This is a genomic window from Cellulomonas sp. H30R-01 (assembly GCF_010119915.1).
Classification (GTDB): domain Bacteria; phylum Actinomycetota; class Actinomycetes; order Actinomycetales; family Cellulomonadaceae; genus Cellulomonas; species Cellulomonas algicola.
Genome location: NZ_CP048210.1, coordinates 1,545,038 through 1,569,988, shown reverse-complemented (window position 1 = coordinate 1,569,988; position 24,951 = coordinate 1,545,038). Strand labels below are relative to the sequence as shown.

The following is a 24,951-nucleotide window of genomic DNA, read 5'->3' as shown; positions in this document are numbered from 1 at the left end:
ATGCCCTGGTGTGACGCAGCTGCAGGACCCGCCCCTGGCCGACGCGTCCCCGGAACCCGACGGCACGACGTGGCTCGCCCGGGAGACGTCGAGGCTGCAGGAGGCCCGCCCGCGCCTGTGGGTCGCGCTGCGCGCGGTCTGGCAGCGTCCGGTCCCCGGCGTCGTGCTCCTCGCGGCCGCCACGTGCGGAGCGCTCGGCGCCGTCATCCCCGACGGTGACGCGGGGTGGTTCCGCTCCGCGGGCACCGCCATGCTCGGCCCCGACGTCCTTGACGTGTTCGCCGACGGCGGTCTCCAGATCGGCCCGCTCTACCTGTTCGTGCTCGGCCTCGCGACCCGCGTGCTCGACCTGGTCGGCGTGTCCCCGCTGGCCCCGCTCGCGGCGGTGCAGGCCGCTTCGATCGCCTGGTTCGCGATGTGGACGACACGGCGCGCCGCCCGCCTCACGGGGGCACCCGTCCTGCCCGCGCAGTGGGCCGTCGGGCTCGTCCTGTCCCTCGGCGGCTTCCTGGCCGAGGGCATCGGCAACGGCCATCCGGAGGAGATCCTCATCGGCCTCGTCCTCGCCAACGCCGCGCTGAGCGCCGCGGCGGGTCGGCACGTGGTCGCCGGACTGCTCGTGGGCGTCGCGACCGGTGTCAAGCAGTGGGGCCTGCTCGGAGGACCCGTCGTGCTCCTGGGCCGGCGCGTCCGGGGGACGCTGCTGGGGGCCCTGACGGCGGCCGGCGTCACAGCGACCCTCTACCTGCCGTTCCTGCTCGGCGGCGACGTCCGGACGTTCGACATGTCCTGGGGCTTCCGCAACGACTCGCTGCTGGGCTACGTCGCCGGCTGGGTCGGCGAGTCCGAGTGGGCGATGCGTGTCGTCCAGGGCGGCATCGCGGGCCTTCTCGGGGCGCTCGTCGCCCTGCGCCGGCGGGGGTCGCCGCTGCTCGTGGTCGTGGTCGTGGTCGCGGCACGCCTCCTGCTCGACCCCATGCGCCTGACCTACTACGCCGGACCTCTCGTCGCGGTGCTGCTGATCTGGGCGTGGACCAGCGACGTCGCCCTCGTCCGACGCTGGCGCCTCGTGGGGTCGCTCATGGCGCCGGCCGTCGTGCTGGCGCCGTACCTGCTGCCGACCGCGGTGCTGTGGCGCACGGGTGACCTGATGCTGGTCGCGGTCCCCGTCCTGGCGCTCGTCCTCGACCGCCGGACGCCTCAGCAGCCGACGACCTCGTAGACCGCCGCGGAGCCGCCCCGGTCGACCAGCCGGACGCCCGCCGGCGGTGCCGCACGGAGGTCCACGACGGCGCCCTCGGTGTTCCACGGCGCGGTGTCGACGTAGAGGTGCGTGACCTCGAGACGGTCGAGCGCGGCGCACACCCGCGGGTCCGACCCGAGGTCCTCGACGTGCGCGCCGACGAACGCGACGTCGGGGTCGCGCGGCGCGACCTGCGTCGGCGGGACGACCCGCACGCCGGAGCGCTCGGCGAGGTTCACGACCCCCGAGTACGGCGACCCGAGGACGACCGCGCCCGTGGGCAGCGACGCGTCGAGCCGCCGGGCGAGGTCGAGCTCGGCGGCGTCGGCCAGGGCGGGGGAGCCGGCCTGCGGCCAGGACGTGCGTGCCGCGAGCGCGGTGAGACCGAGGCTCGCCGAGACCGCGGACGCGGCCACGAGCGCGCCGACCAGCCCGACACCCACCCACGCGGGACGGCGTTCGCGCACGGCCACCGCACGCAGACGGCGGGCCATCGCGTCGGCGGCCAGCGCGGCCGGCGGCACCGCCATCGCGCCGATCATCGGGGCGAACCGTCGCGGCTCGCCGTACCAGAGGCGGTCGACGTCGGTGACGAACGGGACGGACGACGTCGCGCACAGGTACAGGACGACGACGGCGGCCAGGCCGTACCACGCCCACCGGCCCGGCAGCCGGCGCCCGACCACGACCCCGACGAGCGCACCCGCCATCACGACGCCGCCCGCCGCCCAGCCCATGCCGGTGGCGTTGCCGGACAGCACCGCGACGAGCGCGTCGGGGAGCGGGCGTGGCCCCTCGGCCGCGAAGCCCGTGACGTTGCCGAACTGGGGCGTCCGTGACACGAGCACGGCTGCCGCGACGGCGAGCGCGAGGACCCCACCCGCCGCCGCCACGGCTGCCGTGCGGGACACGGTCCGCAGACGCGCCCACGCGCGGCCCACGAGGAGCGGGCCGGCGGCGACCGCGACGGTCAGCAGCGCGTTGGGGTGCGTGAGGGCGACCCCGACGACCGACAGGGCGACGACCGGCACGGTCGTGCGCCACGGCCGCTCGACGCGCAGCGCGAGCAGCGCCACGAGAGCCGGGGCGAGGGCGAGACCGGTGGCGTTGGGCGCCATGCCCTCGGGGCGCAGCGTGAGCAGCACCGGCAGGGCGACGCCGGCCGACCCGAGCAGCGGCGCCCACACGTGCGCGCGCGGCCGGTGCGGCACGACGACCCGCGTCAGGAAGAGCAGCCCGGTCGTCCACGCGAGCGCCGCCGGCACGAGCGTCACGACGTCCGCCACGACCGCCGGGTCGGGCCACCGGGGGACGAGTGCGGCCGCGTCGTGCCACGCGGCGCCGTAGAACGTGCCGCCGTCCGACGCGTCCGCCGCCGCCGTGAGGTGCAGGCTCGACGCGCGACCGGTGGCCCGGATCCACGCCAGCGCCGCCAGGTGGTACGCCGTGTCGTGCGCCGTCAGGTACGCGTCCGCGCGACGCATCCCCACCGCCAGCGGCACGAGCTGCGCCGCGACGCCCGCGAGCACCGCGACCAGCAGGCCGGCCGGTCCCGTGCGCACCGCGGTCCACCACGGCACCGGGACCGCCGCCGACCGCCCCGTGCGCCGGAGCAGGAGACCGCCCGCGGCGACCACCGCGACCGCGACCACCGCGACGGGCGCACCCCACGGCACCACGCCCTCGGTCACGACCGCCGTCGCCGCCAGCACCCCGAGCGTCACGCTCGGCGCGACCGCGACGGCCGCCACGACCCCGTGCCGCCAGCCCCACGCACGCAGGACGACCAGGCCCGGGCCCCAGAACACCCCCACGGTCGCGACCGCCGTCACGGCAGCGGCCATCCACGTCATGCCCGAAGCATCGGCACACGCGCGGACGGCCTTGACGCCCCGCATCCGACCGACGGGCGCCGGCACGGTCGGCACGGCACGACGGCTACGCTCCAGGCGTGCCCCAGCACCCCACGCCCCGCCTCGTCCTCGTCGGTCCGCCCGGCTCCGGGAAGTCGACCGTCGCGCAGGCGCTCGCCGACCGCTGGCAGCTCGCGGTCCGCGACACCGACGCCGACGTCGAGCGCACGGCCGGCAAGCCGATCTCCGAGATCTTCGTCGACGACGGCGAGCCGCACTTCCGCGCCCTCGAACGTGCCGCCGTGCTCGCCGCGCTCGCGGAGCACGACGGCGTCCTCGCGCTCGGCGGCGGCGCCGTGGTCGACGAGCGCAGCCGTGCCGCGCTCGTGGCCTACAAGGCCGCGGGCGGTGCCGTGGTGTTCCTCGACGTCTCGCTCGCGCACGCCGCCCCGCGGGTCGGCTTCAACCAGTCGCGACCGCTGCTGCTCGGCAACCCCCGCGCGCGCTGGCAGGCGCTCATGGAGGCCCGCCGCCCGGTGTACGAGGAGGTCGCGAGCGTGCGGGTGCTCACGGACGGCTTGCGCCCGGCGGACGTCGCCGTGGCGGTGGAGGACGCGCTCGCGACGCTGCGCGTCGGCGACGGCGCCGCGACGGCGCGGGAGGACGGACGATGACGACGACCGTGCGGGTGGAGGGCGACGCGCCCTACGACGTGGTGATCGGCCGGCACCTGCTGGGCGAGCTGCCGGCGCTGCTGGGCGACGGGGTGCGCCGGGTGCTCGTGGTGCACCCCGCGGCGCTCGCGGCCTCGGCCGAGGCGGTCCGGGAGGACCTGCTGGGGCACGGCTACGAGGCGTTCGTCGCCGAGGTGCCGGACGCGGAGGCGGCGAAGACGTCGCAGGTCGCGGCGTTCCTGTGGGGCGTGCTGGGGCAGGCGGACTTCACGCGCTCGGACGCCGTGGTCGCGCTCGGCGGCGGTGCGACGACCGACCTGGGCGGGTTCGTCGCGGCGACGTGGCTGCGGGGCATCACCGTCGTGCAGGTGCCGACGACGCTGCTCGCGATGGTCGACGCGGCCGTCGGCGGCAAGACGGGCATCAACACCGCGGAGGGCAAGAACCTCGTCGGCGCGTTCCACCCGCCGGCGGGCGTGCTGTGCGACCTCGCGGCGCTCGAGTCGCTGCCGGCGCACGACTTCGTGGCGGGCCTCGCGGAGGTCGTGAAGTGCGGCTTCATCGCGGACCCGCGGATCCTCGAGCTCGTCGAGGGGAACGTCGCGCTGCTGCGCGACCCGGTGGCCGCGTCGGCGTCGCCGGTCCTGGCCGAGCTGGTCGAGCGCGCGGTGGCCGTCAAGGCGCGCGTCGTGGGCGAGGACCTCAAGGAGGCGGGCCTGCGCGAGATCCTCAACTACGGGCACACGTTCGGCCACGCGGTCGAGCAGGTCGAGCGCTACCAGTGGCGGCACGGTGCCGCGGTGTCGGTCGGCATGGTGTTCGTCGCCGAGCTCGCGCGTCTCGCCGGCCGGCTCTCGGACGACGTCGTGGCGCGGCACCGCGCGATCCTCACGTCGCTGGGCCTGCCGGTGTCGTACCGCGGCGACCGCTGGGACCGGCTGATGGCCGCGATGCGCCGCGACAAGAAGACGCGCGGCGACCTGCTGCGCTTCGTCGTGCTCGAGGACGTCGGGCGTCCGGTGCGGCTCGAGGGCCCGGACCCGACCCTGCTCGCGGCGGCGTACGCCGAGGTCAGCGAGGGCGCCCCGGCCCCGTCGCGCGCGGTGCCGTTGTGACGCGTCCGCACGGTGGTGCGCGGCGCGTCGCGCACCGGCGTGTCGCCTAGGCTGGGGCGATGACGCGCGCGCTGGTGCTCAACGGTCCCAACCTGGCCCGGCTGGGGTCCCGGGAGCCGGACGTGTACGGCTCGGCGTCGCTGGACGACCTGGCGGCGTCGGTCGAGAAGTGGTGCGTGGACCTCGGCATCGACGCCGAGGTCCGGCAGACGGACGACGAGTCCGAGCTGGTCGGCTGGCTGCACGAGGCCGTCGACACGCGTGCGCACGTCGTGCTCAACCCGGCGGCGTTCACGCACTACTCGTACGCGCTGCGCGACGCGGCGGCGCAGGTCACGTCGGCGGGCCTGGTGCTGGTCGAGGTGCACATCACCAACCCGTACGCGCGCGAGGCGTTCCGGCACACCTCGGTCGTGGGTGGCGTGTCGACGGGGACGGTCGCGGGGTTCGGCTTCGACTCGTACCGCCTGGCGCTGACGGCGATCGCGCTGCGCGTGTGAGCTCGCGCGCCTCGGCATGGGACAAGCGTCGAGGCTTGTAGCCACAGCGACAAGCGTGCAGACTTGTCGCATGTTCGTCCTCACGATCGACCAGCGGGGGAGTCGCCGGCACGGCGACCGTGTCGAGCAGCTGCTCGCCGACCTCGCCGCGCACCACCAGCGGACGGGGGTCCACCCGCTGCGCGGGTTCGAGCGGACCGTCGGCGACGAGGTGCAGGGCGTGTACGACGACCCCGACCCGGTGGTCGACGTCGCGCTGCACGTGCTGCGGCTCGGCGGGTGGACGGTCGGCATCGGTGCCGGGCCCGTCGACGAGCCGCTCCCGGACTCCCCGCGGGCGGGCAGCGGGCCCGCGTTCGTGCTCGCGCGCACCGCGGTCGAGGCCGCGAAGAGCCGCAGCCGGACCGTCCCGCTCGCGGTGCGCGGACGCGACGACGGCGCGGGGCGCGACGCCGAGGCGGTGCTCGTCCTCGTCGCCGCCGTCGTCGCGCGCAGGTCCGAGGCGGGCTGGGTCGTCGCCGACGCGATGAGCGTCGAGGCGCCGCGGCAGGAGGAGCTCGCGGCCCGGCTGGGCGTCACCCAGCAGGCCGTGAGCCAGCGGCTCCGCGCGGCCCTCTGGGCCGAGGAGCGGGCAGCGCGACCGGCCGCCGCGCGGCTGCTGGCCTGGGCGCAGGGTGTGGGGGAGGATCGTCCGGCTCGTCCCTGACGTCACCGGAGGTCCCCGTGCCCGCACCGCTCGTCGCGGTCGTCGTCGTCGCCGCGCTCGCGCTGTCCGCCGCGGGCGGCTGGCCGGTCGTGTCGCTCGTCCTGCGCCTCGCCTCGCGCTCGCGCGACGCGGGCCGGCCGGGCCGCGCCGGTGCGCACGCGCTGGCGGCGGAGGGGGCCACGGGCACGCCGTCCGGCGCGGGGACCGCCGGTGCGGAGCCGGTCGCGCCGCAGGCGGCGGAGGCGCAGGCGGTGGCCGGGCCGCACCCGTCGCCGCTCGCGGTGTCCGACGGGCCGCGCGGCGAGGGTGCGCAGGCGGTGCTGCGCGGCGGGACGTGGGTCGGCATCCTCGAGCGGCTCGCGGTGACGGGCTGCTTCCTGGTCGGCGAGGCCGGGGGCATCGCCGTCGTCGTCGCGGTGAAAGGGCTCGGCCGCTACCCGGAGCTGCGCGAGAACCCGGGGGCGTCGGAGCGGTTCGTCATCGGCACGCTCGCCTCCCTCCTGTGGTCCGCCGCGGTCGGGTTCGTGGCCGCGTGGGCCCTCACGCTCTGACGCGTCCCGACGCGTCGCCGGCCGCCGCGACGGGCCGGGACGTGCGCGCACGGTAGGATGGTCGGCGGTCTGCGGCCTGCCCGGGCCACGCGACAGCCCCGGTGCATCCGCGCCGGCCGGTGGGCGCGTCCCGGCGGCGCCGCGCATCCTCCCGAACCCACGACAGGAAGCGACGACTGTGGCGACCACGAACGACCTCAAGAACGGCACCGTGCTGCGGATCGACGGGCAGCTGTGGACCGTCGTCGAGTTCCAGCACGTCAAGCCCGGCAAGGGCGGCGCGTTCGTCCGCACCAAGCTGAAGAACGTCCTCTCGGGCAAGGTCGTCGACAAGACGTTCAACGCCGGCCTGAAGGTCGAGACGGCGAACGTCGACAAGCGCGACTACCAGTACCTCTACAAGGACGGCGACGAGTTCGTGTTCATGGACACGGACACGTACGACCAGATGCACGTCTCGGCGGCCACCGTCGGCGACGCCGCGAACTTCCTGCTCGAGAACCAGAGCGCGCTGATCGCGACGAACGAGGGCGTGCCGCTGTACGTCGAGCTCCCGCCGTCGGTCGTCCTCGAGGTGACGTACACCGAGCCGGGCCTGCAGGGCGACCGCTCGTCGGCGGGCACGAAGCCGGCGACGCTCGAGACGGGCTACGAGATCCAGGTGCCGCTGTTCCTCGAGGCGAACACCAAGGTCAAGGTCGACACCCGCGACGGCAGCTACCTGGGCCGCGTGAACGACTGACGTGGGAGCACGCACCAAGGCCCGCAAGCGGGCCCTCGACGTCCTCTTCGAGGCCGACCAGCGCGGGCTCGACCCGGTGACGCTGCTCGCGCAGCGCATCGCCGAGCCGGGCACCGAGGCGGCGCTGCCGCAGTACTCGGTCGAGCTCGTCGAAGGGGTCGTCGCCCACCGTGAGCGGATCGACGAGCTGCTCGCGACCCACGCGCACGGGTGGACGATCGAGCGGATGCCCGCGGTCGACCGTGCGCTGCTGCGGCTCGGCACGTGGGAGGTGCTCTTCAACGACGACGTGCCCGACGCGGTCGCCGTGGACGAGGCCGTGGAGCTGGCCCGGTCGCTGTCGACCGACGACTCGCCGGCGTTCGTCAACGGGCTCCTGGGCCGGATCGTCGACCTGAAGCCGACGCTGCTCGCCTGAGCCGAGCCGCACCACCGAAGGACCGCCCGACGGCCCGCGTCTACCGACCGACGCGGGCCGTCGGCACGCTGCGGAGCGTGTGCGCGGGCGTCACGACGGGGATCGCCTCGGTGACGGGGCGCGGGCCGCGGACCGGCAGCGACGGGGTCGCCCGGCCGAGGAAGTTCCCCTGCACGCGTCGCACGCCGAGGTCGACGAGCGTCGTGAGCTGTGCCGCCGTCTCGACGCCCTCGGCGACCACCTCGAGCCCGTGGTTCTCGGCGAGCGCGAGGATCGCCCGGACGGCGCCGCGGCCGCGCTCGGTGCCGAGCTCGCGGATGAACGACCGGTCGATCTTGAGCACGTCGACGGGGAGGCGCCCGAGTCGCGAGATCGAGCTGTAGCCGGTGCCGAAGTCGTCGACGGCGACGCGCGCGCCGCGGGCCCGCAGCTCGGACAGGACGGGGACGGCCTGCGTGGTCTGCACGAGCGCGCTCTCGGTGATCTCGAGCGTGAGGTGCTCCCAGTAGGAGTCGCCCCAGGCCGTCTCGAACTGCTCGAGCGCGTCGGGCTCGGTGAGCTGGCGCGCGGCCACGTTCACGGCGACGGGCATCTGGAAGCGGTCGAGCGCGCGCCGGCTCTCGCGGAGCACGGCCAGGCCGATCGGGACGATGAGCCCGGACTCCTCGGCGAGGTCGAGCCAGTCCGCGGGCAGCACGAGGTGGCCGTGGTGGTTCCACCGGGCGAGCGCCTCGACCTGGAGGACCTCGAGCGTCGTGGTGTCGACGACGGGCTGGAAGTGCGCGGTGAACTGCCCGAGCGCGACGGCCTCCTCGAGCGCGACGCGCTGCAGCCGCTCGGCCTCGACGCGGCGGCGCAGGGCACGGTCGAAGACGCGGAACCCGCTGCGCGAGCGCTTCGCCTCGAGCATCGCGGTGTCGGCGTGCCGGACGAGCGCGTCGGGGTCGACGACGTCGCCGGGCACCCAGGTCGCGACGCCGACGGTCAGGCGTGTGGTGCGGCCGCCGTGCGACCGGTCCTCGAAGCCCTCGCGCAGCGAGCGGGCGAGCGCGACGAGCGCCGCGTCCTCGGGCGCACGCGCGACGATCGCGACGAACTCGTCGCCGCCGAGCCGTCCGACGAGGACGTCCTCGCCGGTGACGACCGTGCGCAGGTGGTCGGCGACGCGGGCGAGCAGGGCGTCGCCCCGGGCGTGGCCGAGCTCGTCGTTGACGCGCTTGAAGCCGTCGACGTCGCAGTAGACGACGGCGACACGTGTCCGCTCGACGTTGGCGCGGTCGAGCACGTCGACGAGGTGCTGCTCGACGGCGCGCCGGTTGGGCAGCGTGGTGAGCGGGTCGGAGAACGCGGTCGCGTGCAGACGGTCGTTGAGGTGGTAGCGCTCGCCGGCGGCCGCGACGATCTGCGCGAGGTCGACGAGGAAGCTGCGGGCGTGCGGGTCGAGGTCGGTGCCCTCGGCCGGGAAGAGCTCGGCGACGAACCGGCCGCGGGCGATCGGCCGCAGCGAGCCCTCGATGGTGTCGTCGGCGAGCACGGCGCGTGCGGCGTCGCGGGCCGTGAGCAGCAGCCGCTCGGGGTCGCGGGCGAACCACGCGGCGTTCGAGAGGCTCGCGACGGCGTCCCGCATGCGGTGCTGGCGGGCGGCGGTGTCCTGCGCGCCGACCAGGCGGCGCAGCGCGAGCACCTCGAGCCCGACGGCGAGGGGGACCGCCCAGAGCGCGGCGAGGATCGCGCTGAGCGCCTCGTCGGGCAGCAGGACGCCCGCGAGGAGGATCGCGACGGACTCGACGCCCGCGATGACGAGCAGCGTGCCGAGCGAGCCCATGGGGGTGCGGCCGAACGCGACGAGCACGTAGACGATGACGACGAGCACGGCGGCGAGCAGGCAGCCCACGTCGACGAGCGCCGCCTCGGGCGCCGGGACGAACCACGACGCGGTGCGGGCGACCAGCAGGACGGTCGCGGCGGCGACCCACCAGCGCACCGAGGCGCCGTGCCCGATGGCCTGGGCGGCGGGCAGGGCGATCAGCAGGAAGCCGGCGACGAGCAGGCCGTGCGTGACCTCGACGGCGTCGCGCGGCAGTCCGACGGGGACGAGGGGGAACAGGCCGCCGACGAGCAGGAGCAGCGCGACGTCGGCGGACCACAGGAGCGACCAGGCCGCGCCGGGGTGACGGGCGTCGCCGCGCCGCCAGAGCCAGTGCAGCACGCAGAAGCCCGCCACGAGACCGGCGACGAGCAGCTGCAGCACGGTGACCCACACCGGTACGGGACCCAGCACCTCCTAGACATCGGCGCGCAGGTCACGGCCCATGACTGGCATCCGGGTGACGCTGTCCTCGTCCGGTCGCCGCCCGTCCGGGTGACGGCCGGCGACGGGGGAGGCGTGCGGGTCCCGGCGGCGGTCAGACCGGTGCTCGGCCCGGGCGGTTCTGCTCGCAGGTGACGCATCCGCCGGCGGGGTCGCGGTCGAGCCCGGCGAGCACGTCGACGAACGTGCGCGTGAGCGGCAGACCCGTGCGCTCCTCGACGAACAGCCACTGCCCGGACGGGTTGACCTCGAAGAACACGTGCTCGCCGTCGGGGCGCACGCGCAGGTCGACCGCGCCGTAGACGAGCCCCAGCCGGTGCACGAGCCGCACGACGGCGTCGTGCACGGGTGCGGGCAGCGTGTACGGCTCCATGGGGACGGTGTCGAGCTCGAGCCGGAAGTCGAGCGCGTACGCCGTGCGCGCCGAGTGGATCGCGGCGGCGTGCACGGCGTCCCCGATGACGGTGACGCGCAGGTCGACGTCGCCGGGCACGTACTCCTGGAAGATCACGGGCGCGTGCCGCACGGCGTCGAGCAGGTCGACCTCGTCGGGCCGCAGGACGCGCGTCTCGCGCCAGGCCGACACCTGGGCGAGGAACGACTTGTAGACGGTCCGCTCGGCGCCGTGCGCGGCGACGAACGCGCGGGCCCGGTCGGGGTCGTTGGTCATGACCGTGCGCGGCGTGACGAGCCCGGCCCGGCGTGCCTCGCGCAGCTGGTACGCCTTGTGCGAGGCGCGGGTGTCCGCGTCGGGGTCGTTGACCCAGACGGCCGGCAGGAGCGCCCGCAGCCCGCGCAGGCCCTCGTCGCTCTCGGTGAGCGCGAACACCTGCGCGGCCGGGTCGGTCACGGACGGGTCGAGCGTGTAGGGCAGCGGTCGGCGCCACCACGCGGCACGGCAGTCGGTGAGGTCGTGCTCCTTGCCGTCGACCGTGACCGCGAGCGCCGGGGCGTCGCCGTCGTCGTAGGCGACGGTGACGGCGGTCGCGAGCGGGTAGCGCCCGGAGTCGAGCACCACGACGTCGTGGCCGCGGCGCTCGAGCTCCGTGCGGACGGGGGCGAGGTGGTCGTCGCCGTCGTGGGACTCGATCAGGATCATGCGCCCGGACCCGTCTGGCCGCCGAGCGCACGCAGCGCGGCGGCGACCTGGGCGAGCGCCTGCGCGGCGACCTCGGCGGCCTGCGCGGCGGCGGCCAGGAGCGCGGCCGTCTGGTCGGCAGGGGCCGGCTGGGCGGGCTCGTACGCGGCCGCGGACGCGGCGTGGTGCGGCGTCGCGAGCGCGAACGGGAGGCCGCCGCCGGGCTGCGGCAGCGGGATCGGCGGGAGGCCGCCACCGAGGCCGCCGGGCGGGTCGAACGCGTTCTTCGGCGGGTCGATGAGCTGCTTGGGCGGGTCGGTGAGCTGCTTGGGCGGGTCGAACACGTGCTTGGGGTCGAACACGTGCTTGGGGTCGAGGACCTGCTTGGGGTCGAGGAGCTGCTTCGGGTCGAGGAGGTGCTTCGGCGGGTCGACGAACGGCTTGTGGTCGTCGCGGACCTTCTTGAACCCGGTCTGGTCGTCGATGGGCTTCTTGAACCCGCCCGGGTCGTCCGTGACCTTCTTGATGTTCGGCTGGGGGTTCGTGGGGTAGAGCGTGCGTGCGGCGGCGATGTCGCCGTCGGACAGGCGCAGCCGCTGCCCGATCGCGACGCCGGGCTGGACGGGCACGATCGTGGGCTGCCCGTTCGTGGAGAACGCCGTGGCGGGGTAGTGCATGATCGAGCCGTAGTCGTAGTCGCCGATGTCGTCGCCGTCGCTGATGTGCTGGTCGAAGTTGTGCACGTAGCCGGGGTCGACGTTCGCGAGGTTGACGGTGACGAAGCTGTCGCGGTCCTCGCGGCTCTGCTCGTGCCACAGGCCGACGGCGTGCCCGATCTCGTGGATCGCGTTGCCGGTCGTGCAGCCGCTGCCGAGCGAGAGGTCCTGACGCCCGCCGACCATGCCGACGGCCGACCAGCAGCCGCCGCCGTCGAGGAAGTGCACGTAGTTGGGGTAGGTGCCGGCGTTCGCGGCGGTCCGCTGCACGAACCGCAGGGGCGTGTACTGCTCCCAGTGCGCGATCGCGTCGGTCACGCGGTTCTGGTTCGGCAGCGCGGGGTCGATGTCGTACGGCACGGTGGCGTTCGGCCAGCGGTAGCGGCTGCCGGTGATCGCGACGCCGAAGGAGACGTCGTCGCCACGGGCGCGCGCGGCCTCGAGGTCGGCGTGCCGGCCGAGGACGATGTCGCCCTCGAAGACCGCGAGGTCGCCGACCTTCGCGTAGGTGACCGCCTTCTCGGCGAAGCCGACGCCGCTGATGACGGTCGTGCCGGTGTCGACGGACGAACGCTCCTCGGGACGCTCGGGCGTGCCGCCGGTCGGCCCGCCGGTGGGTTCGCTGCGACGGCGGCCGCCGCCCCCTGCCGACCCGGACGTGCTCTTCGTGGCCATGGTGCTGCCTTCCCCTGGCGCGCGGGCCCGGGCGGCCCGCGCCTCGGGGAGGAGGAGCCCGGCGCGACGGTGTGAGATACGTCACACGGAATAGGGTGGAGCGATGACGCACGACGACGGCTCCACACGGAGCGTGCGGGTGCGCGTCGCCCTGCCCGGCACCGGCACCGCGACGACGCTGCCGTCCGTGCTCGTGTCCGTCGAGGACGTCTCGCGCGCCGACGCCCCCGCCGTCCGCGTGGGGGAGCGGCTCCTGCGGGACGTCCACGTCCCCGCCCAGGGCACGGTCCTCGAGGTCGACGTGCCCGCGACCGCCGGCCCCGACCCCCGCCGCCGCTTCACGGTCCGCGTCCGGGCCGGCGCCGACCCCGACGCGCGCGCGTTCGCGCCCGGCGACCTCGTCTCGACGACGTCCGTCCCCGTCCTGCTCGACGGCAGCGACGACGTCGAGGTCGACGTGCGGCCCGTCTGACCCGCGGCGCGCGCCGCCCGCGGCCCAGGCCCCGGCCCCGGCCCTGGCATCATCGGCGCCCATGACGACGACGTCACCCGCCGCGCGCGTGCCGCGGCGCACCGTGGTGGGCTACGCCGCGGGCTCGGTCGGCACCGGCGGCTTCGGCACGCTGCCCGGCCTGGTGCTCGCCTACTACCTCACCGACACGCTCGGCGTCGCCGCCGGGCTCGCGTCCCTGGTCGTCACCGTGCCCAAGCTGTGGGACGTCGTGATCGACCCGTTCGTCGGCGCCCGCTCCGACGCGTCCGCCGCCCGGCACGGCAGCCGCCGCCGCTATCTGCTCGCCGGCGCACTCACGCTGCCGCCGCTGTTCGCCGCCGTCTTCGCGGCACCCGCCGCCCTTGCCGGCGTCCCCGCCGCCGCCTGGGTCGTCGTCTGGTTCGTCGGTGCCGCCACCGCGTTCAGCCTCTTCCAGGTCCCGTACATCGCCCTGCCCGCCGAGATCGCGTCGACCTCCGCCGAGCGCACCCGGCTGCTCGCCCCGCGCATCGCCGTGCTCGCCGTCGCGATCCTCGCGTTCGGCGCCGGCGGCCCGCTCGTGCGGGACGCGGCAGGCGGCGGGCGCACCGGCTACCTCGTCATGGGCGTCGTCTGCGGCGCCGTGCTCGGGCTCGGCATGCTCGGCGCCTGGTGGGGAGCACCCCGCCGCGCCGCCGTCACCCCGCCCACCGACGGCCCCCCGGTCGCACCACGGCCCCGCGTCCGCGGCGACGCCCTCCGCCTCGGCATCGCCGCCCTGCGCGAGATCCCCGCCTTCCGGTGGCTGCTCGCGACCTTCGTGCTCCAGGCCCTCGCGACCGGCGCCATGCTCGCGTGCGCCCCGTACGTCGCCACCTACGTCCTCGGCGACGAGGGCGCGGTCACCGTCCTGTTCGTCGCCCTCGTCGCCCCCGCGCTGCTCGTCATGCCGTTCGCGACCCGCATCGGACGACGCCTCGGCAAGCGCGGCGGGTACGTCGCCGCGTCCGGCCTCTTCGTCGCCGCGACCCTCGCCCTGGTGCCGATGCGGTGGGCGCCCGGCCCGTGGGTCTACGCGCTCGTCGCCCTCGCCGGCGTCGCCTACGCGGGCATGCAGCTCTTCCCGCTCGCGATGCTCCCCGACGTCGCCGCCGTCGACGCCCGCGAGCGCGGCACCGACCGGGCCGGAGTCCTCGGCGGCGTCTGGACGGCCGCCGAGACCGCGGGCCTCGCGCTCGGCCCGACGCTCGTCCTCGGCGCGCTCGCGGTCACCGGCTTCGTCTCGCGCGAGGGCGGCGCGCTCGCGGACCAGCCCGCCGCGGCGGTCACCGGCATCGCGCTCGCGTTCAGCCTGCTGCCCGCGGTCCTCACCGCCGCGAGCGTCGCGACGCTCGGCCGGTACCGGCTGACCGAGGCCGTCGTCGACGCGCCCGCGACGGGGGTGACGGCGTGACGCGCGCGTGGACGGCCCGGCCCGCCGCGGACGTCCTCGCCGACCTCGCCGACCTGCGCCGCGCCGACCCGCCCACGCACGGCGGACGCGTCCTGTCCTACGTGTACGACTCCGGGCGCGCCGACGTCGACGCCGTCGCCGCCCGTGCCGTCGAGCTGTTCCTCCCCGTCAACGGGCTCGACCCCACGACCTTCACGTCCGTCGCCGCCCTGGAGAGCCGCCTCGTCGCGCGCGCCCGCGACGTCCTGCACGGCGGACCCGACACCGTCGGCTCGGTCACCACCGGTGGCACCGAGTCCTGCCTGCTCGCGGTCAAGTCCGCACGCGACACCTGGCGCGCCGCCGACCCGGCACGCGTCCACGCCCGACCGACCCTCGTGCTGCCCACGACCGCCCACCCCGCGTTCCACAAGGCCGCCGCCTACCTCGACCTCGACGTCGTCCCCGTGCCCGTCGACCCCGCCCGCGGCACCCCCGACCCCGACGCGGTCCTCGCCGCCGTCGACGACCGCACCGCCCTCGTCGTCGTGAGCGCCCCCAGCTATCCCTCCGGCGTCGTCGACCCCGTCGCCGAGGTCGCCGCCGGCGCGGCCGCGCGCGGCGTCGCCTGCCACGTCGACGCCTGCATCGGCGGCTGGGTCCTGCCCTGGTGGGGCGACGACGTCCCGCCGTGGGACCTCGCCGTCCACGGCGTCACCTCGATCTCCGCCGACCTGCACAAGTACGGCTTCGCACCCAAGGGCGCCTCCGTCGTGCTCTACCGCGAACCCGCCCGGCACCGCGCGCAGTACTTCGCGACGACCGCCTGGCCGGGCTACCCGGTCGTCAACCCCACCGTTCTCGGGTCCCGGTCCGCGGGAGGCCTCGCGGCCGCGTGGGCCGTGCTCGAGGCGCTCGGGGACGACGGACTCGCCGCGCTCGTCGCCCAGACCCGCGACGCGACCACCCGACTCCACGCCGCCGCCGCCACCACCCCCGGCCTGCGCGTCGTCGGCCGCCCCACCGGACCCCTCCTCGCGCTCGCCACCGACGACCACGCCCCCGAGGGCGACCGCGTCGACCCCTTCCACCTCGTCGACGCCCTGCGCCGCCGCGGCTGGCTCACCCAGGCCCAGCCCGCCCTCACCCAGCCCGACGGCACCGTCCTGCCCCGCACCGCCCACCTCACCGTCACCCCCGTGACGCAGCGCGTCGCCGACGACCTCGCCACCGCCCTGCGCACCGCCGCCGCCGACGTCCGCGGCCGCGGCCCCGCGACCCCCGATCCCGCCCTCGCGCAGCACGTCCTCACCGACGGCCTCCCCGAGGACCTCGCCGCCGTCATGGCCACCCTCGAGGCGCTCCCGCCCGACGTCGTCCGCCCTCTCCTCGTCGAGGTCCTCGCCCGCGCCGTCGCACCCCGCCCGTGACGCTCGTCACGGACCCGCCGCGCGCATGAGACGGCACCCCGCCCCGGCAGGGGGTGCGGGTTAGGATCCGAGCACCACCAGCGTCCTTTAAGACCCGTCCCGTGAGGCGGGGAAGGAGTCCGCATGAGCACAGGCACGCCCGCGTCCAGCGGCAGCCTCGAGCACGCGAACGTCGTGCTCGGCGCCCCCGAGATCGGCCGGGCGCTCACCCGCATCGCCCACGAGATCCTCGAGCGCAACAAGGGCGGCGACGACGTCGTCCTCCTCGGCATCCCGACCCGCGGCCTCCCGCTCGCACGGCGGCTCGCCCAGCGCCTCGCCGACGTCGAGCCCGGACTCGACCCGGGCGCGCTCGCGGGCAGCCTCGACGTGACGATGTACCGCGACGACCTGGCCCACCAGCCGACGCGGACGATCGGCGCGACCGACATCCCGGGCGGCGGCCTCGACGGGCGCGTCGTCGTCCTCGTCGACGACGTCCTCTACTCCGGCCGCACGATCCGCGCCGCGCTCGACGCGATCAGCGACCTCGGCCGCCCGCGCGCGGTGCAGCTCGCGGCGCTGGTCGACCGCGGGCACCGCGAGCTGCCGATCCGGGCGGACTACGTCGGCAAGAACCTGCCGACGTCCACGACCGAGCGCGTGCGCGTGCTGCTCGAGGAGACCGACGGCCGCGACGCCGTCGTCATCGACGGGGGGACCCGATGAGGCACCTGCTGTCCGCGGCGGACCTCGACGTCCGCGACGCGGTGCGCATCCTCGACACGGCCGGGCAGATGGCCGCGACGCAGGCGCGCGAGATCAAGAAGCTCCCGACGCTGCGCGGCCGCACGGTCGTCAACCTGTTCTTCGAGGACTCGACGCGCACGCGCATCTCGTTCGAGACGGCCGCCAAGCGGCTGAGCGCCGACGTCATCAACTTCTCCGCCAAGGGGTCGAGCGTCTCGAAGGGGGAGTCGCTCAAGGACACGGCCCTCACGCTGCAGGCCATGGGCGCGGACGCGGTCGTCATCCGGCACCAGGCGTCGGGTGCGCCGCACACGCTCGCGCATGCGGGCTGGACGTCGGGCGCCGTGGTGAACGCGGGCGACGGGACGCACCAGCACCCGACGCAGGCGCTGCTCGACGCGTACACGCTGCGCCGCCACCTCGTGGGCGACGGCGGGCGCGCCGACGTGAGCGGCCAGGACCTCGCGGGCCTGCGGGTCGCGATCGTCGGCGACGTCCTGCACTCGCGGGTGGCCCGGTCGAACGTGCAGCTCCTGCACACGCTCGGCGCGCACGTCACGCTCGTGTCCCCGCCGACGCTCGTGCCGGTCGGCGTCGAGGCATGGCCCGCGCGCGTCTCGTACCACCTGGACGAGGTCATCGCCGACGACAAGCCCGACGCGGTCATGATGCTGCGCGTCCAGCGCGAGCGGATGTCGAGCGCCGGCGGCGGGTTCTTCCCGAGCCCGCTCGAGTACACCCGCGGCTACGGGCTGGACGCACGCCGCCTCGCGGCGCTGCCCGAGCACGCGATCGTGCTCCACCCCGGACCGATGAACCGCGGCCTGGAGATCTCCGCCGACGCCGCCGACTCGCCGCGCGCGGTGATCGTCGAGCAGGTCGCCAACGGGGTCGCCGTCCGCATGGCCGTGCTGTACCTGCTGCTCGCGGGCGAGTCGCCCGCCCCGACGACGAAGGTGGACGCGTGAACCCCCGGTACCTGCTGACGTCCGTCGCCCCCCTGGGCGCGGACCCCGTCGACGTGCTCCTCGCGGACGGCGTGGTCGCCGCGACCGGCGCGGACGCCCGCGCGCAGGCCGGTGACGACGCGGTCGAGGTCGACGGCGCGGGCCTCGTCCTGCTTCCCGGCCTGGTCGACCTGCACACGCACCTGCGCGAGCCCGGCCGCGAGGACGCCGAGACGATCCGCACCGGCACGCGCGCCGCGGCGCTCGGCGGGTTCACCGCGGTGCACGCCATGGCCAACACCTCGCCCACGCAGGACACCGCGGGCGTCGTCGAGCAGGTCTGGCGGCTCGGCCGCGAGGCCGGCTGGGCCGACGTGCACCCCGTCGGCGCGGTGACCGTCGGCCTGGCGGGGGAGCAGCTCGCCGAGCTCGGCGCGATGGCCCAGTCCGAGGCCGCCGTGCGCGTGTTCTCCGACGACGGGAAGTGCGTGCACGACCCGGTGCTCATGCGCCGCGCGCTCGAGTACGTCAAGGCGTTCGACGGCGTCGTCGCGCAGCACGCGCAGGAGCCGCGCCTCACCGAGAACGCGCAGATGAACGAGGGCGTCGTCTCGGCCGAGCTCGGCCTGACCGGCTGGCCGTCGGTCGCCGAGGAGGCGATCATCGCGCGCGACGTGCTGCTCGCCGAGCACGTCGGGTCGCGCCTGCACGTCTGCCACCTGTCGACGGCCGGCTCGGTCGAGATCGTCCGGTGGGCCAAGTCGCGCGGCATCGACGTCACCGCCGAGGTCACCCCGCACCACCTGGTCCTCACCGACGACCTCGCCCGCGGCTACGACCCGGTGTTCAAGGTCAACCCGCCGCTGCGCACGGCGGAGGACGTCGAGGCGGTCCGCGCCGGGCTCGCCGACGGCACGATCGACATCGTCGCGACCGATCACGCGCCGCACACGCGCGAGGACAAGGACTGCGAGTGGGCGGCCGCCGCGTTCGGCATGACCGGGCTCGAGACCGCGCTGTCCGTCGTGCAGCAGACGATGGTCGACACCGGCCGGCTCACGTGGGCCGACGTCGCGCGCGTCCTGTCCGAGGCGCCGGCCCGGATCGGCCGCGTCACCGACCACGGCCGGCCGATCGCGGTCGGCGAGCCCGCCAACCTCGTGCTGTGGGACCCGGCCGCGAGCACCACGGTCGAGCCCGCGCAGCAGGCCACGAAGGCCGTCAACTCGCCGTTCCGCGGCCGCGAGCTGCCCGGACGGGTCGTCGCGACCTTCCTGCGCGGCCGCGCGACCGTCCTCGACGGCGAGCCGTGCGACACGGCGGTGGTCCGCTGATGCGCACCGCGCTCGCCGTCGCCGGCTGCGTCGCGCTCGCGCTGCTCGCGCTGTGGGGCATGCGGTCCGGCTGGGTCGCCCGACGACGACGCACCGAGGAGGTCGTCCCGTCGCTGCCGGCGGAGCCCGCGGACCTGGGGGAGACCCGGTTCGGTCCGGTCGAGGCGCTCTACGTGTCCTCGACGCGGGCCGGTGACTGGCTCGACCGGGTCGTCGCGCACGACCTCGGCGTCCGCAGCCCGGCCGTCGTGGCGGTGCACGACGCGGGCGTCCGGATCACCCGGACCGGCGCGGCCGACGTGTTCGTGCCGGCCGACACCCTGCGCGCGGCGGGCACGGCGCCCGGCATCGCGGGCAAGGTCGTCGGCGGCGACGGGCTCGTCGTCCTCACCTGGCAGCCCGACCCCGACGACCCGCGCGGCCTCGACACCGGCCTGCGCCCCCGGCACGCCGCCGACCGCCCCGCGCTGGTCGACGCCGTCGCCGCCCTCATCGACCACACGCCCGGCGCCCCCGCCGGGCAGGAGGAGACACCATGACCGACGCAGTGCTCGTCCTCGAGGACGGCCGGACGTTCGCCGGGCAGGCGTACGGCGCCACCGGCAGGACCCTCGGCGAGATCGTCTTCAACACCGGCATGACGGGCTACCAGGAGACCCTGACCGACCCGTCGTACCACCGCCAGATCGTCGTCATGACGGCGCCGCACATCGGCAACACCGGCGTGAACGACGAGGACCCCGAGTCGGGCCGCATCTGGGTCGCCGGGTACGTCGTGCGGGACCCCGCGCGCCGGTCGTCGAGCTGGCGCGCGCGCCGCACGCTCGACGAGGAGCTCGACGCGCAGGGCGTCGTCGGGATCAGCGGCGTCGACACCCGCGCCCTCACCCGGCACCTGCGCGAGCGCGGCGTCATGCGCGCGGGCGTCTTCTCGGGCGAGGCGCTGGTCGGCCCCGAGGGCGACCGGCGCCCGGTCGACGAGCTGCTCGACGAGGTGCTCACCGCGCCCGCCATGGCCGGCGCGGACCTGGCCGGTGAGGTCTCGACCGACGAGCCGTACGTCGTCGAGGCGCTCGGCCCCGACGGCACGCCGCTCGACACGCCCGTCGCCACGGTCGCCGCCGTCGACCTCGGCATCAAGGCCATGACCCCGCAGCGGCTCGCCGAGCGCGGCGTGCGCGTGCACGTGCTTCCCTCCACCTCGACGATCGACGACGTCCTCGCGACGCAGCCCGACGGGGTGTTCTTCTCCAACGGCCCCGGCGACCCGTCGGCCGCGACGCACGAGGTCGAGCTCCTGCGCGACGTGCTCGACCGCAAGATCCCGTTCTTCGGCATCTGCTACGGCAACCAGCTGCTCGGCCGCGCGCTCGGCTACGGCACCTACAAGCTCGGCTACGGGCACCGCGGCGTGAACCAGCCCGTGATCGACCGGGCCACCGGCAAGGTCGAGATCACGGCGCACAACCACGGGTTCGCCGTGGACGCCCCGCTCGACGGCGAGTCCACCGCACCGCACGACGGCGGCCGCTACGGCCGGGTCGTCGTGAGCCACGTCGACCTCAACGACGACGTGGTCGAGGGCCTGCGCGCGCTCGACCTGCCCGCGTTCTCCGTCCAGTACCACCCGGAGGCGGCGGCGGGTCCCCACGACGCCGCCTACCTGTTCGACCGCTTCGTCGGGCTCATGACCGGCACCGACGACCCGACCACGAAGGGTGCCGCCTGATGCCCCGCCGCACCGACATCTCCAGCGTCCTGGTCATCGGGTCCGGCCCGATCGTCATCGGCCAGGCGTGCGAGTTCGACTACTCGGGGACGCAGGCGTGCCGCGTGCTCAAGGAGGAGGGCCTGCGGGTCGTCCTGGTGAACTCGAACCCCGCCACGATCATGACGGACCCCGAGTTCGCCGACGCCACGTACGTCGAGCCGATCACGACCGAGGTCCTCACGAGCATCATCGCCAAGGAGCGTCCCGACGCGATCCTGCCGACGCTGGGCGGCCAGACGGCCCTCAACGCGGCGATCGCGCTCGACGAGGCCGGCGTGCTGGCGAAGTACGACGTCGAGCTCATCGGCGCGAACATCCCCGCCATCCAGAAGGGCGAGGACCGGGAGCAGTTCAAGCAGGTCGTCGAGGTCTGCGGCGGCGAGTCCGCACGGTCCGCGATCGTGCACACGATCGACGACGCCCTGGCGGCGGTCGAGGACCTGGGCTACCCGGTCGTCGTGCGCCCGTCGTTCACCATGGGCGGGCTCGGCTCGGGCATCGCGTACGACGAGGACGACCTGCGCCGCATCGTCGGCCAGGGCCTGCACTACTCGCCGACCACCGAGGTGCTCCTGGAGGAGTCGATCCTCGGCTGGAAGGAGTACGAGCTCGAGCTCATGCGCGACAAGCACGACAACGTCGTGGTCGTCTGCTCGATCGAGAACGTCGACCCGGTCGGCGTGCACACCGGCGACTCGGTGACGGTCGCGCCCGCGCTCACGCTCACCGACCGCGAGTACCAGAAGCTGCGCGACATCGGCATCGCGGTCATCCGCGAGGTCGGCGTCGACACGGGTGGCTGCAACATCCAGTTCGCGGTCGAGCCCACGACGGGCCGCGTCGTCGTCATCGAGATGAACCCGCGCGTGTCGCGGTCGTCGGCGCTCGCGTCGAAGGCGACGGGCTTCCCGATCGCGAAGATCGCCGCGAAGCTCGCGGTCGGCTACACGCTCGACGAGATCCCGAACGACATCACGGGCTCGACGCCCGCGTCGTTCGAGCCGACGCTCGACTACGTCGTCGTCAAGGTGCCGCGGTTCGCGTTCGAGAAGTTCCCCGCCGCCGACCCGACGCTCACGACGACCATGAAGTCCGTCGGCGAGGCCATGGCGCTCGGCCGCAACTTCACCGAGGCGCTCGGCAAGGCGATGCGGTCGATCGACAAGAAGGGCTCGGTGTTCCACTGGGCCGGCGAGCCGGCGACGGGGGAGGCCCTCGACGCGCTGCTCGGGACGATCGGCCGGCCCACGGAGGGGCGTCTGATCGACGTGCAGCAGGTGCTGCGCGCCGGTGTGGACGTCGACGAGGTGTACGCGCGCACGGGCATCGACCCGTGGTTCCTCGACCAGGTGCAGCTCGTCAACGAGGTCGCGGCCGAGACCACCGCGGCCCCGGCGCTGACCCGCGAGGTGCTCGCGCACGCCAAGCGGCACGGTCTGTCGGACGCGCAGGTCGCGCAGCTGCGCGGCACGACCGAGGACGCCGTGCGCGGCGCCCGGCACGCGGTCGGCCTGCGACCCGTCTACAAGACGGTCGACACGTGCGCGGCCGAGTTCGCCGCGCTCACGCCCTACCACTACTCGTCCTACGACGAGGAGACCGAGGTGCGGCCGCGCGAGCGTCCCGCGATCCTCATCCTCGGCTCGGGGCCCAACCGCATCGGCCAGGGCATCGAGTTCGACTACTCGTGCGTGCACGCCGCGCTGGCGCTCAAGGGCGAGTTCGAGACCGTCATGGTCAACTGCAACCCCGAGACCGTCTCGACGGACTACGACACCTCGGACCGCCTGTACTTCGAGCCGCTGACGTTCGAGGACGTGCTCGAGGTCTACCACGCGGAGCTCGCCGCCGGTCCGGTCGCGGGGCTCATCGTGACGCTCGGCGGTCAGACGCCCCTGTCGCTCGCGCAGCGCCTCGCGGACGCCGGTCTGCCGATCCTCGGCACGCCGCCGTCGGCCATCGACGCCGCGGAGGACCGCGGGGAGTTCGGCAAGGTGCTCGAGGCCGCGGGCCTGCCCGCACCGGCCTTCGGCACCGCGACGACGCTCGCGGGCGCCCGCGAGACCGCGCGCCGGATCGGTTTCCCCGTGCTCGTGCGCCCGTCGTACGTGCTCGGCGGCCGCGGCATGGAGATCGTCTACGACGAGCACCAGCTCGCCGAGTACGTGCAGCGCGCCCTCGACAACGCCGCCGACGGCGGCCGCGCCGGGACGCTCCCGCCGCTGCTCATCGACCGTTTCCTCGACGACGCCATCGAGATCGACGTCGACGCGCTGTTCGACGGCGAGGAGCTGTTCCTCGGCGGCGTCATGGAGCACATCGAGGAGGCCGGGATCCACTCCGGCGACTCGGCGTGCGCCCTGCCGCCCGTGACGCTGTCGACGTCCGAGCTCGAGCGGATCCGCCTCTCCACCGAGGCGATCGCCCGCGGCGTCGGTGTGCGGGGCCTGCTCAACATCCAGTTCGCGCTGGTCTCCGACGTGCTCTACGTGCTCGAGGCGAACCCGCGCGCGTCGCGGACCGTGCCGTTCGTCTCGAAGGCCACGGGCGTCTCGCTCGCGAAGGCCGCGGCGCTCGTGATGGCGGGCCGGTCCATCGCGGACCTGCGGGCGGCGGGCCTCCTGCCCGTGCAGGACGCGAGCGTGCTCGACCTGGACTCGCCGGTCGCCGTCAAGGAGGCCGTGCTGCCCTTCAAGCGGTTCCGCACCGCCGAGGGCGTCGTCGTCGACACGGTCCTGGGCCCGGAGATGCGCTCGACGGGCGAGGTCATGGGCTTCGACGTCGACTTCCCGACCGCGTTCGCGAAGTCGCAGGAGGCGGCGTTCGGCGGCCTCCCGACGAGCGGCACCGCGTTCATCTCCGTCGCGGACCGGGACAAGCGCTCGATCGTCTTCCCGGTCAAGCGGCTCGCGGAGCTCGGCTTCGAGATCCTCGCGACCGAGGGCACGGCGGCCGTCCTGCACCGCAGCGGCATCCGGTCGCGCGTGGTGCGCAAGTACTCGTCGGGCCGGGGCGCCGACGGCGAGCCGACGATCGTGGACCTCATCACGGCCGGCGACGTCGACATCGTCGTGAACACCCCGTCGGGCCAGGGCGCGCGCGCCGACGGCTACGAGATCCGCGCCGCCACGACGGCCGCCGACAAGGCGATCGTCACGACCGTGCAGCAGCTCGGTGCCGCGGTGCAGGCGATCGAGGCCGCGCAGGCCGGGCCGTTCACGGTGACGAGCCTGCAGGAGCACGACGCGGCGGGTGCGCTCCGGCGCGAGCAGCGCGCAGCGGCGGCGGTGGTGTCGGCGTGACGGCCGCGGAGACGGTCGGCGTGCCGGGGGACGGGACGACGTCCCGGGAGCCGTTCGGCGCCCGGCTCGCCGCCGCCATGGCCGCGCACGGCCCGCTGTGCGTCGGCATCGACCCGCACCCCACGCTGCTCGCCGACTGGGGCCTGGCTGACGACGCGGAGGGGTTGCGGACGTTCGCGTCGACCGTCATGGCGGCCGTGGCCGGCCAGGTCGCGGCGGTCAAGCCGCAGGCCGCGCTGTTCGAGCGGCACGGCTCGAAGGGCGTCGCGGTGCTCGAGGAGGTCGTCGCGGAGGGCCGCCGCACCGGCACGCTCGTCGTGGTCGACGCCAAGCGCGGCGACATCGGCTCGACCATGGAGGGCTACGCGGACGCGTACCTGCGGGACGGCTCGCCCCTCGCGGGGGACGCCCTGACGGTCTCGCCGTACCTCGGCTTCGGCTCGCTCGACCCGGCCGTCGACCGTGCCCTCGCGACGGGCCGTGGCCTGTTCGTGCTGTGCCTGACGTCCAACAAGGAGGGCCCCGAGATCCAGCACGCGCGCACCGAGGACGGCTCGACGGTCGCGGCGACGATCGCCGCGCGCGCCGCCGCGCTCAACGCGGGCGTGGACCCCATGGGCTCGATCGGCCTCGTCGTCGGCGCGACGGTCGGGGACGCCGCTGCCCGGACGGGCACCGACCTGACCGCGGTGAACGGTCCGCTGCTGGCCCCCGGTGTCGGCGCGCAGGGCGCGGGGCCGCGCGAGCTGACCGCCGTGTTCGGCGCGGCGCGGCGCCAGGTCCTCGCGTCGTCGTCGCGCGGCGTCCTGACCGCCGGACCCGACGTGGCACGCCTGCGGGCCGCCGCGCGCCGGGCCGCCGACGAGGCCGCCGCCGCGCTCGCCTGAGCCGTGCCGCCCCCGCACCGGCGACCTGGACGGTCGGCCGCCGGTGCGAGGGCGTGCGCGCGCCC

General features: G+C 75.3%; 22 protein-coding genes. 18 read left to right on the top strand and 4 right to left on the bottom strand.

What is annotated here, in order from left to right; translation table 11 throughout:
- Nucleotides 1–10: 10 nt before the first annotated feature.
- Nucleotides 11–1,222 carry a glycosyltransferase family 87 protein gene (locus GXP71_RS06890; RefSeq protein WP_162352050.1) on the top strand — a complete coding sequence of 404 codons (1,212 nt, stop codon included), beginning with the start codon at nucleotides 11–13 and terminating at the stop codon, nucleotides 1,220–1,222.
- Here the strand turns inward: GXP71_RS06890 and GXP71_RS06885 are convergent.
- On the bottom strand, nucleotides 1,201–3,096 hold the full coding sequence (locus tag GXP71_RS06885) for a DUF6541 family protein (RefSeq protein ID WP_162352049.1): 1,896 nt from the start codon (nucleotides 3,094–3,096) through the stop codon (nucleotides 1,201–1,203). The genes GXP71_RS06890 and GXP71_RS06885 overlap by 22 nt on opposite strands.
- Nucleotides 3,097–3,194: 98 nt before the next feature.
- Between GXP71_RS06885 and GXP71_RS06880 the strand changes: the two genes are divergently transcribed.
- From GXP71_RS06880 to nusB, 7 genes are all read left to right on the top strand, one after another.
- Nucleotides 3,195–3,770 (top strand): shikimate kinase, encoded by a 576-nt coding sequence (locus GXP71_RS06880; protein ID WP_162352048.1) that lies wholly within the window; start codon nucleotides 3,195–3,197, stop codon nucleotides 3,768–3,770.
- Complete coding sequence (aroB, locus tag GXP71_RS06875; protein ID WP_162352047.1) at nucleotides 3,767–4,885, top strand: 3-dehydroquinate synthase; 1,119 nt, start codon at nucleotides 3,767–3,769, stop codon at nucleotides 4,883–4,885. The genes GXP71_RS06880 and aroB overlap by 4 nt, the downstream gene beginning before the upstream one ends.
- A 59-nt stretch (nucleotides 4,886–4,944) precedes the next feature.
- Nucleotides 4,945–5,385, top strand: coding sequence for a type II 3-dehydroquinate dehydratase (locus GXP71_RS06870; RefSeq protein ID WP_124343954.1), 441 nt, complete (start codon nucleotides 4,945–4,947; stop codon nucleotides 5,383–5,385).
- A 70-nt stretch (nucleotides 5,386–5,455) separates the two neighbouring features.
- Entirely contained in the window at nucleotides 5,456–6,091 is a 636-nt protein-coding gene (locus GXP71_RS06865) for a hypothetical protein (RefSeq protein WP_162352046.1), read from the top strand.
- Between the two features lie 17 nt (nucleotides 6,092–6,108).
- The gene (locus GXP71_RS06860; protein ID WP_162352045.1) at nucleotides 6,109–6,642 is read left to right on the top strand and encodes a hypothetical protein; all 534 of its coding nucleotides are present in this window, start codon (nucleotides 6,109–6,111) and stop codon (nucleotides 6,640–6,642) included.
- A gap of 178 nt (nucleotides 6,643–6,820) precedes the next feature.
- On the top strand, nucleotides 6,821–7,384 hold the full coding sequence (efp, locus tag GXP71_RS06855; protein ID WP_124344336.1) for an elongation factor P: 564 nt from the start codon (nucleotides 6,821–6,823) through the stop codon (nucleotides 7,382–7,384).
- Between the two features lies 1 nt (nucleotide 7,385).
- Nucleotides 7,386–7,802 carry a transcription antitermination factor NusB gene (nusB, locus tag GXP71_RS06850; RefSeq protein ID WP_124344335.1) on the top strand — a complete coding sequence of 139 codons (417 nt, stop codon included), beginning with the start codon at nucleotides 7,386–7,388 and terminating at the stop codon, nucleotides 7,800–7,802.
- A gap of 40 nt (nucleotides 7,803–7,842) precedes the next feature.
- Here the strand turns inward: nusB and GXP71_RS06845 are convergent, their stop codons facing one another.
- The 3 genes from GXP71_RS06845 to legP form a co-directional block, all read right to left on the bottom strand.
- Nucleotides 7,843–10,053: a bifunctional diguanylate cyclase/phosphodiesterase gene (locus tag GXP71_RS06845; RefSeq protein ID WP_238402667.1), complete on the bottom strand. Its 2,211-nt coding sequence runs from the start codon at nucleotides 10,051–10,053 to the stop codon at nucleotides 7,843–7,845.
- 154 nt (nucleotides 10,054–10,207) lie between these two features.
- A complete protein-coding gene (locus tag GXP71_RS06840) occupies nucleotides 10,208–11,212 on the bottom strand; it encodes an MvdC/MvdD family ATP grasp protein (RefSeq protein ID WP_162352043.1) in 1,005 nt (334 codons plus the stop codon).
- Nucleotides 11,209–12,582 (bottom strand): Dot/Icm T4SS effector Zinc-dependent metalloprotease LegP, encoded by a 1,374-nt coding sequence (gene legP / locus GXP71_RS20110; protein WP_202924338.1) that lies wholly within the window; start codon nucleotides 12,580–12,582, stop codon nucleotides 11,209–11,211. The genes GXP71_RS06840 and legP overlap by 4 nt, the downstream gene beginning before the upstream one ends.
- A gap of 103 nt (nucleotides 12,583–12,685) precedes the next feature.
- Between legP and GXP71_RS06830 the strand changes: the two genes are divergently transcribed.
- From GXP71_RS06830 to pyrF, 10 genes are all read left to right on the top strand, one after another.
- Nucleotides 12,686–13,054: a hypothetical protein gene (locus GXP71_RS06830; RefSeq protein WP_162352042.1), complete on the top strand. Its 369-nt coding sequence runs from the start codon at nucleotides 12,686–12,688 to the stop codon at nucleotides 13,052–13,054.
- Between the two features lie 61 nt (nucleotides 13,055–13,115).
- Nucleotides 13,116–14,507 (top strand): MFS transporter, encoded by a 1,392-nt coding sequence (locus GXP71_RS06825; protein ID WP_162352041.1) that lies wholly within the window; start codon nucleotides 13,116–13,118, stop codon nucleotides 14,505–14,507.
- Nucleotides 14,504–15,916 carry an aminotransferase class V-fold PLP-dependent enzyme gene (locus GXP71_RS06820; protein WP_162352040.1) on the top strand — a complete coding sequence of 471 codons (1,413 nt, stop codon included), beginning with the start codon at nucleotides 14,504–14,506 and terminating at the stop codon, nucleotides 15,914–15,916. The genes GXP71_RS06825 and GXP71_RS06820 overlap by 4 nt, the downstream gene beginning before the upstream one ends.
- A gap of 123 nt (nucleotides 15,917–16,039) precedes the next feature.
- Entirely contained in the window at nucleotides 16,040–16,624 is a 585-nt protein-coding gene (gene pyrR, locus GXP71_RS06815) for a bifunctional pyr operon transcriptional regulator/uracil phosphoribosyltransferase PyrR (RefSeq protein WP_162352039.1), read from the top strand.
- Nucleotides 16,621–17,613, top strand: a complete 993-nt coding sequence (locus tag GXP71_RS06810; RefSeq protein ID WP_162352038.1) for an aspartate carbamoyltransferase catalytic subunit — start codon at nucleotides 16,621–16,623, stop codon at nucleotides 17,611–17,613. Before pyrR ends, GXP71_RS06810 begins: the two co-directional genes overlap by 4 nt.
- A complete protein-coding gene (locus GXP71_RS06805; protein ID WP_162352037.1) occupies nucleotides 17,610–18,926 on the top strand; it encodes a dihydroorotase in 1,317 nt (438 codons plus the stop codon). Before GXP71_RS06810 ends, GXP71_RS06805 begins: the two co-directional genes overlap by 4 nt.
- On the top strand, nucleotides 18,926–19,465 hold the full coding sequence (locus GXP71_RS06800) for a hypothetical protein (protein ID WP_162352036.1): 540 nt from the start codon (nucleotides 18,926–18,928) through the stop codon (nucleotides 19,463–19,465). The genes GXP71_RS06805 and GXP71_RS06800 overlap by 1 nt, the downstream gene beginning before the upstream one ends.
- A complete protein-coding gene (carA, locus tag GXP71_RS06795) occupies nucleotides 19,462–20,655 on the top strand; it encodes a glutamine-hydrolyzing carbamoyl-phosphate synthase small subunit (protein WP_162352035.1) in 1,194 nt (397 codons plus the stop codon). Before GXP71_RS06800 ends, carA begins: the two co-directional genes overlap by 4 nt.
- Nucleotides 20,655–23,999 (top strand): carbamoyl-phosphate synthase large subunit, encoded by a 3,345-nt coding sequence (gene carB, locus GXP71_RS06790; RefSeq protein ID WP_162352034.1) that lies wholly within the window; start codon nucleotides 20,655–20,657, stop codon nucleotides 23,997–23,999. Before carA ends, carB begins: the two co-directional genes overlap by 1 nt.
- A gap of 77 nt (nucleotides 24,000–24,076) precedes the next feature.
- Complete coding sequence (pyrF, locus tag GXP71_RS06785; RefSeq protein WP_162354243.1) at nucleotides 24,077–24,886, top strand: orotidine-5'-phosphate decarboxylase; 810 nt, start codon at nucleotides 24,077–24,079, stop codon at nucleotides 24,884–24,886.
- The last annotated feature ends 65 nt before the right edge of the window (nucleotides 24,887–24,951 follow it).

Bases quoted from the DNA above. Each gene is read 5' to 3' on its own strand.
- GXP71_RS06885 (WP_162352049.1), bottom strand. From the start codon at position 3,096: ATGACGTGGATGGCCGCTGCCGTGACGGCGGTCGCGACCGTGGGGGTG.
- aroB (WP_162352047.1), top strand. From the start codon at position 3,767: ATGACGACGACCGTGCGGGTGGAGGGCGACGCGCCCTACGACGTGGTG.
- GXP71_RS06870 (WP_124343954.1), top strand. From the start codon at position 4,945: ATGACGCGCGCGCTGGTGCTCAACGGTCCCAACCTGGCCCGGCTGGGG.
- GXP71_RS06865 (WP_162352046.1), top strand. From the start codon at position 5,456: ATGTTCGTCCTCACGATCGACCAGCGGGGGAGTCGCCGGCACGGCGAC.
- GXP71_RS06840 (WP_162352043.1), bottom strand. From the start codon at position 11,212: ATGATCCTGATCGAGTCCCACGACGGCGACGACCACCTCGCCCCCGTC.
- legP (WP_202924338.1), bottom strand. From the start codon at position 12,582: ATGGCCACGAAGAGCACGTCCGGGTCGGCAGGGGGCGGCGGCCGCCGT.
- GXP71_RS06830 (WP_162352042.1), top strand. From the start codon at position 12,686: ATGACGCACGACGACGGCTCCACACGGAGCGTGCGGGTGCGCGTCGCC.
- GXP71_RS06825 (WP_162352041.1), top strand. From the start codon at position 13,116: ATGACGACGACGTCACCCGCCGCGCGCGTGCCGCGGCGCACCGTGGTG.
- pyrR (WP_162352039.1), top strand. From the start codon at position 16,040: ATGAGCACAGGCACGCCCGCGTCCAGCGGCAGCCTCGAGCACGCGAAC.
- GXP71_RS06810 (WP_162352038.1), top strand. From the start codon at position 16,621: ATGAGGCACCTGCTGTCCGCGGCGGACCTCGACGTCCGCGACGCGGTG.
- GXP71_RS06800 (WP_162352036.1), top strand. From the start codon at position 18,926: ATGCGCACCGCGCTCGCCGTCGCCGGCTGCGTCGCGCTCGCGCTGCTC.
- carA (WP_162352035.1), top strand. From the start codon at position 19,462: ATGACCGACGCAGTGCTCGTCCTCGAGGACGGCCGGACGTTCGCCGGG.
- carB (WP_162352034.1), top strand. From the start codon at position 20,655: ATGCCCCGCCGCACCGACATCTCCAGCGTCCTGGTCATCGGGTCCGGC.
- pyrF (WP_162354243.1), top strand. From the start codon at position 24,077: ATGGCCGCGCACGGCCCGCTGTGCGTCGGCATCGACCCGCACCCCACG.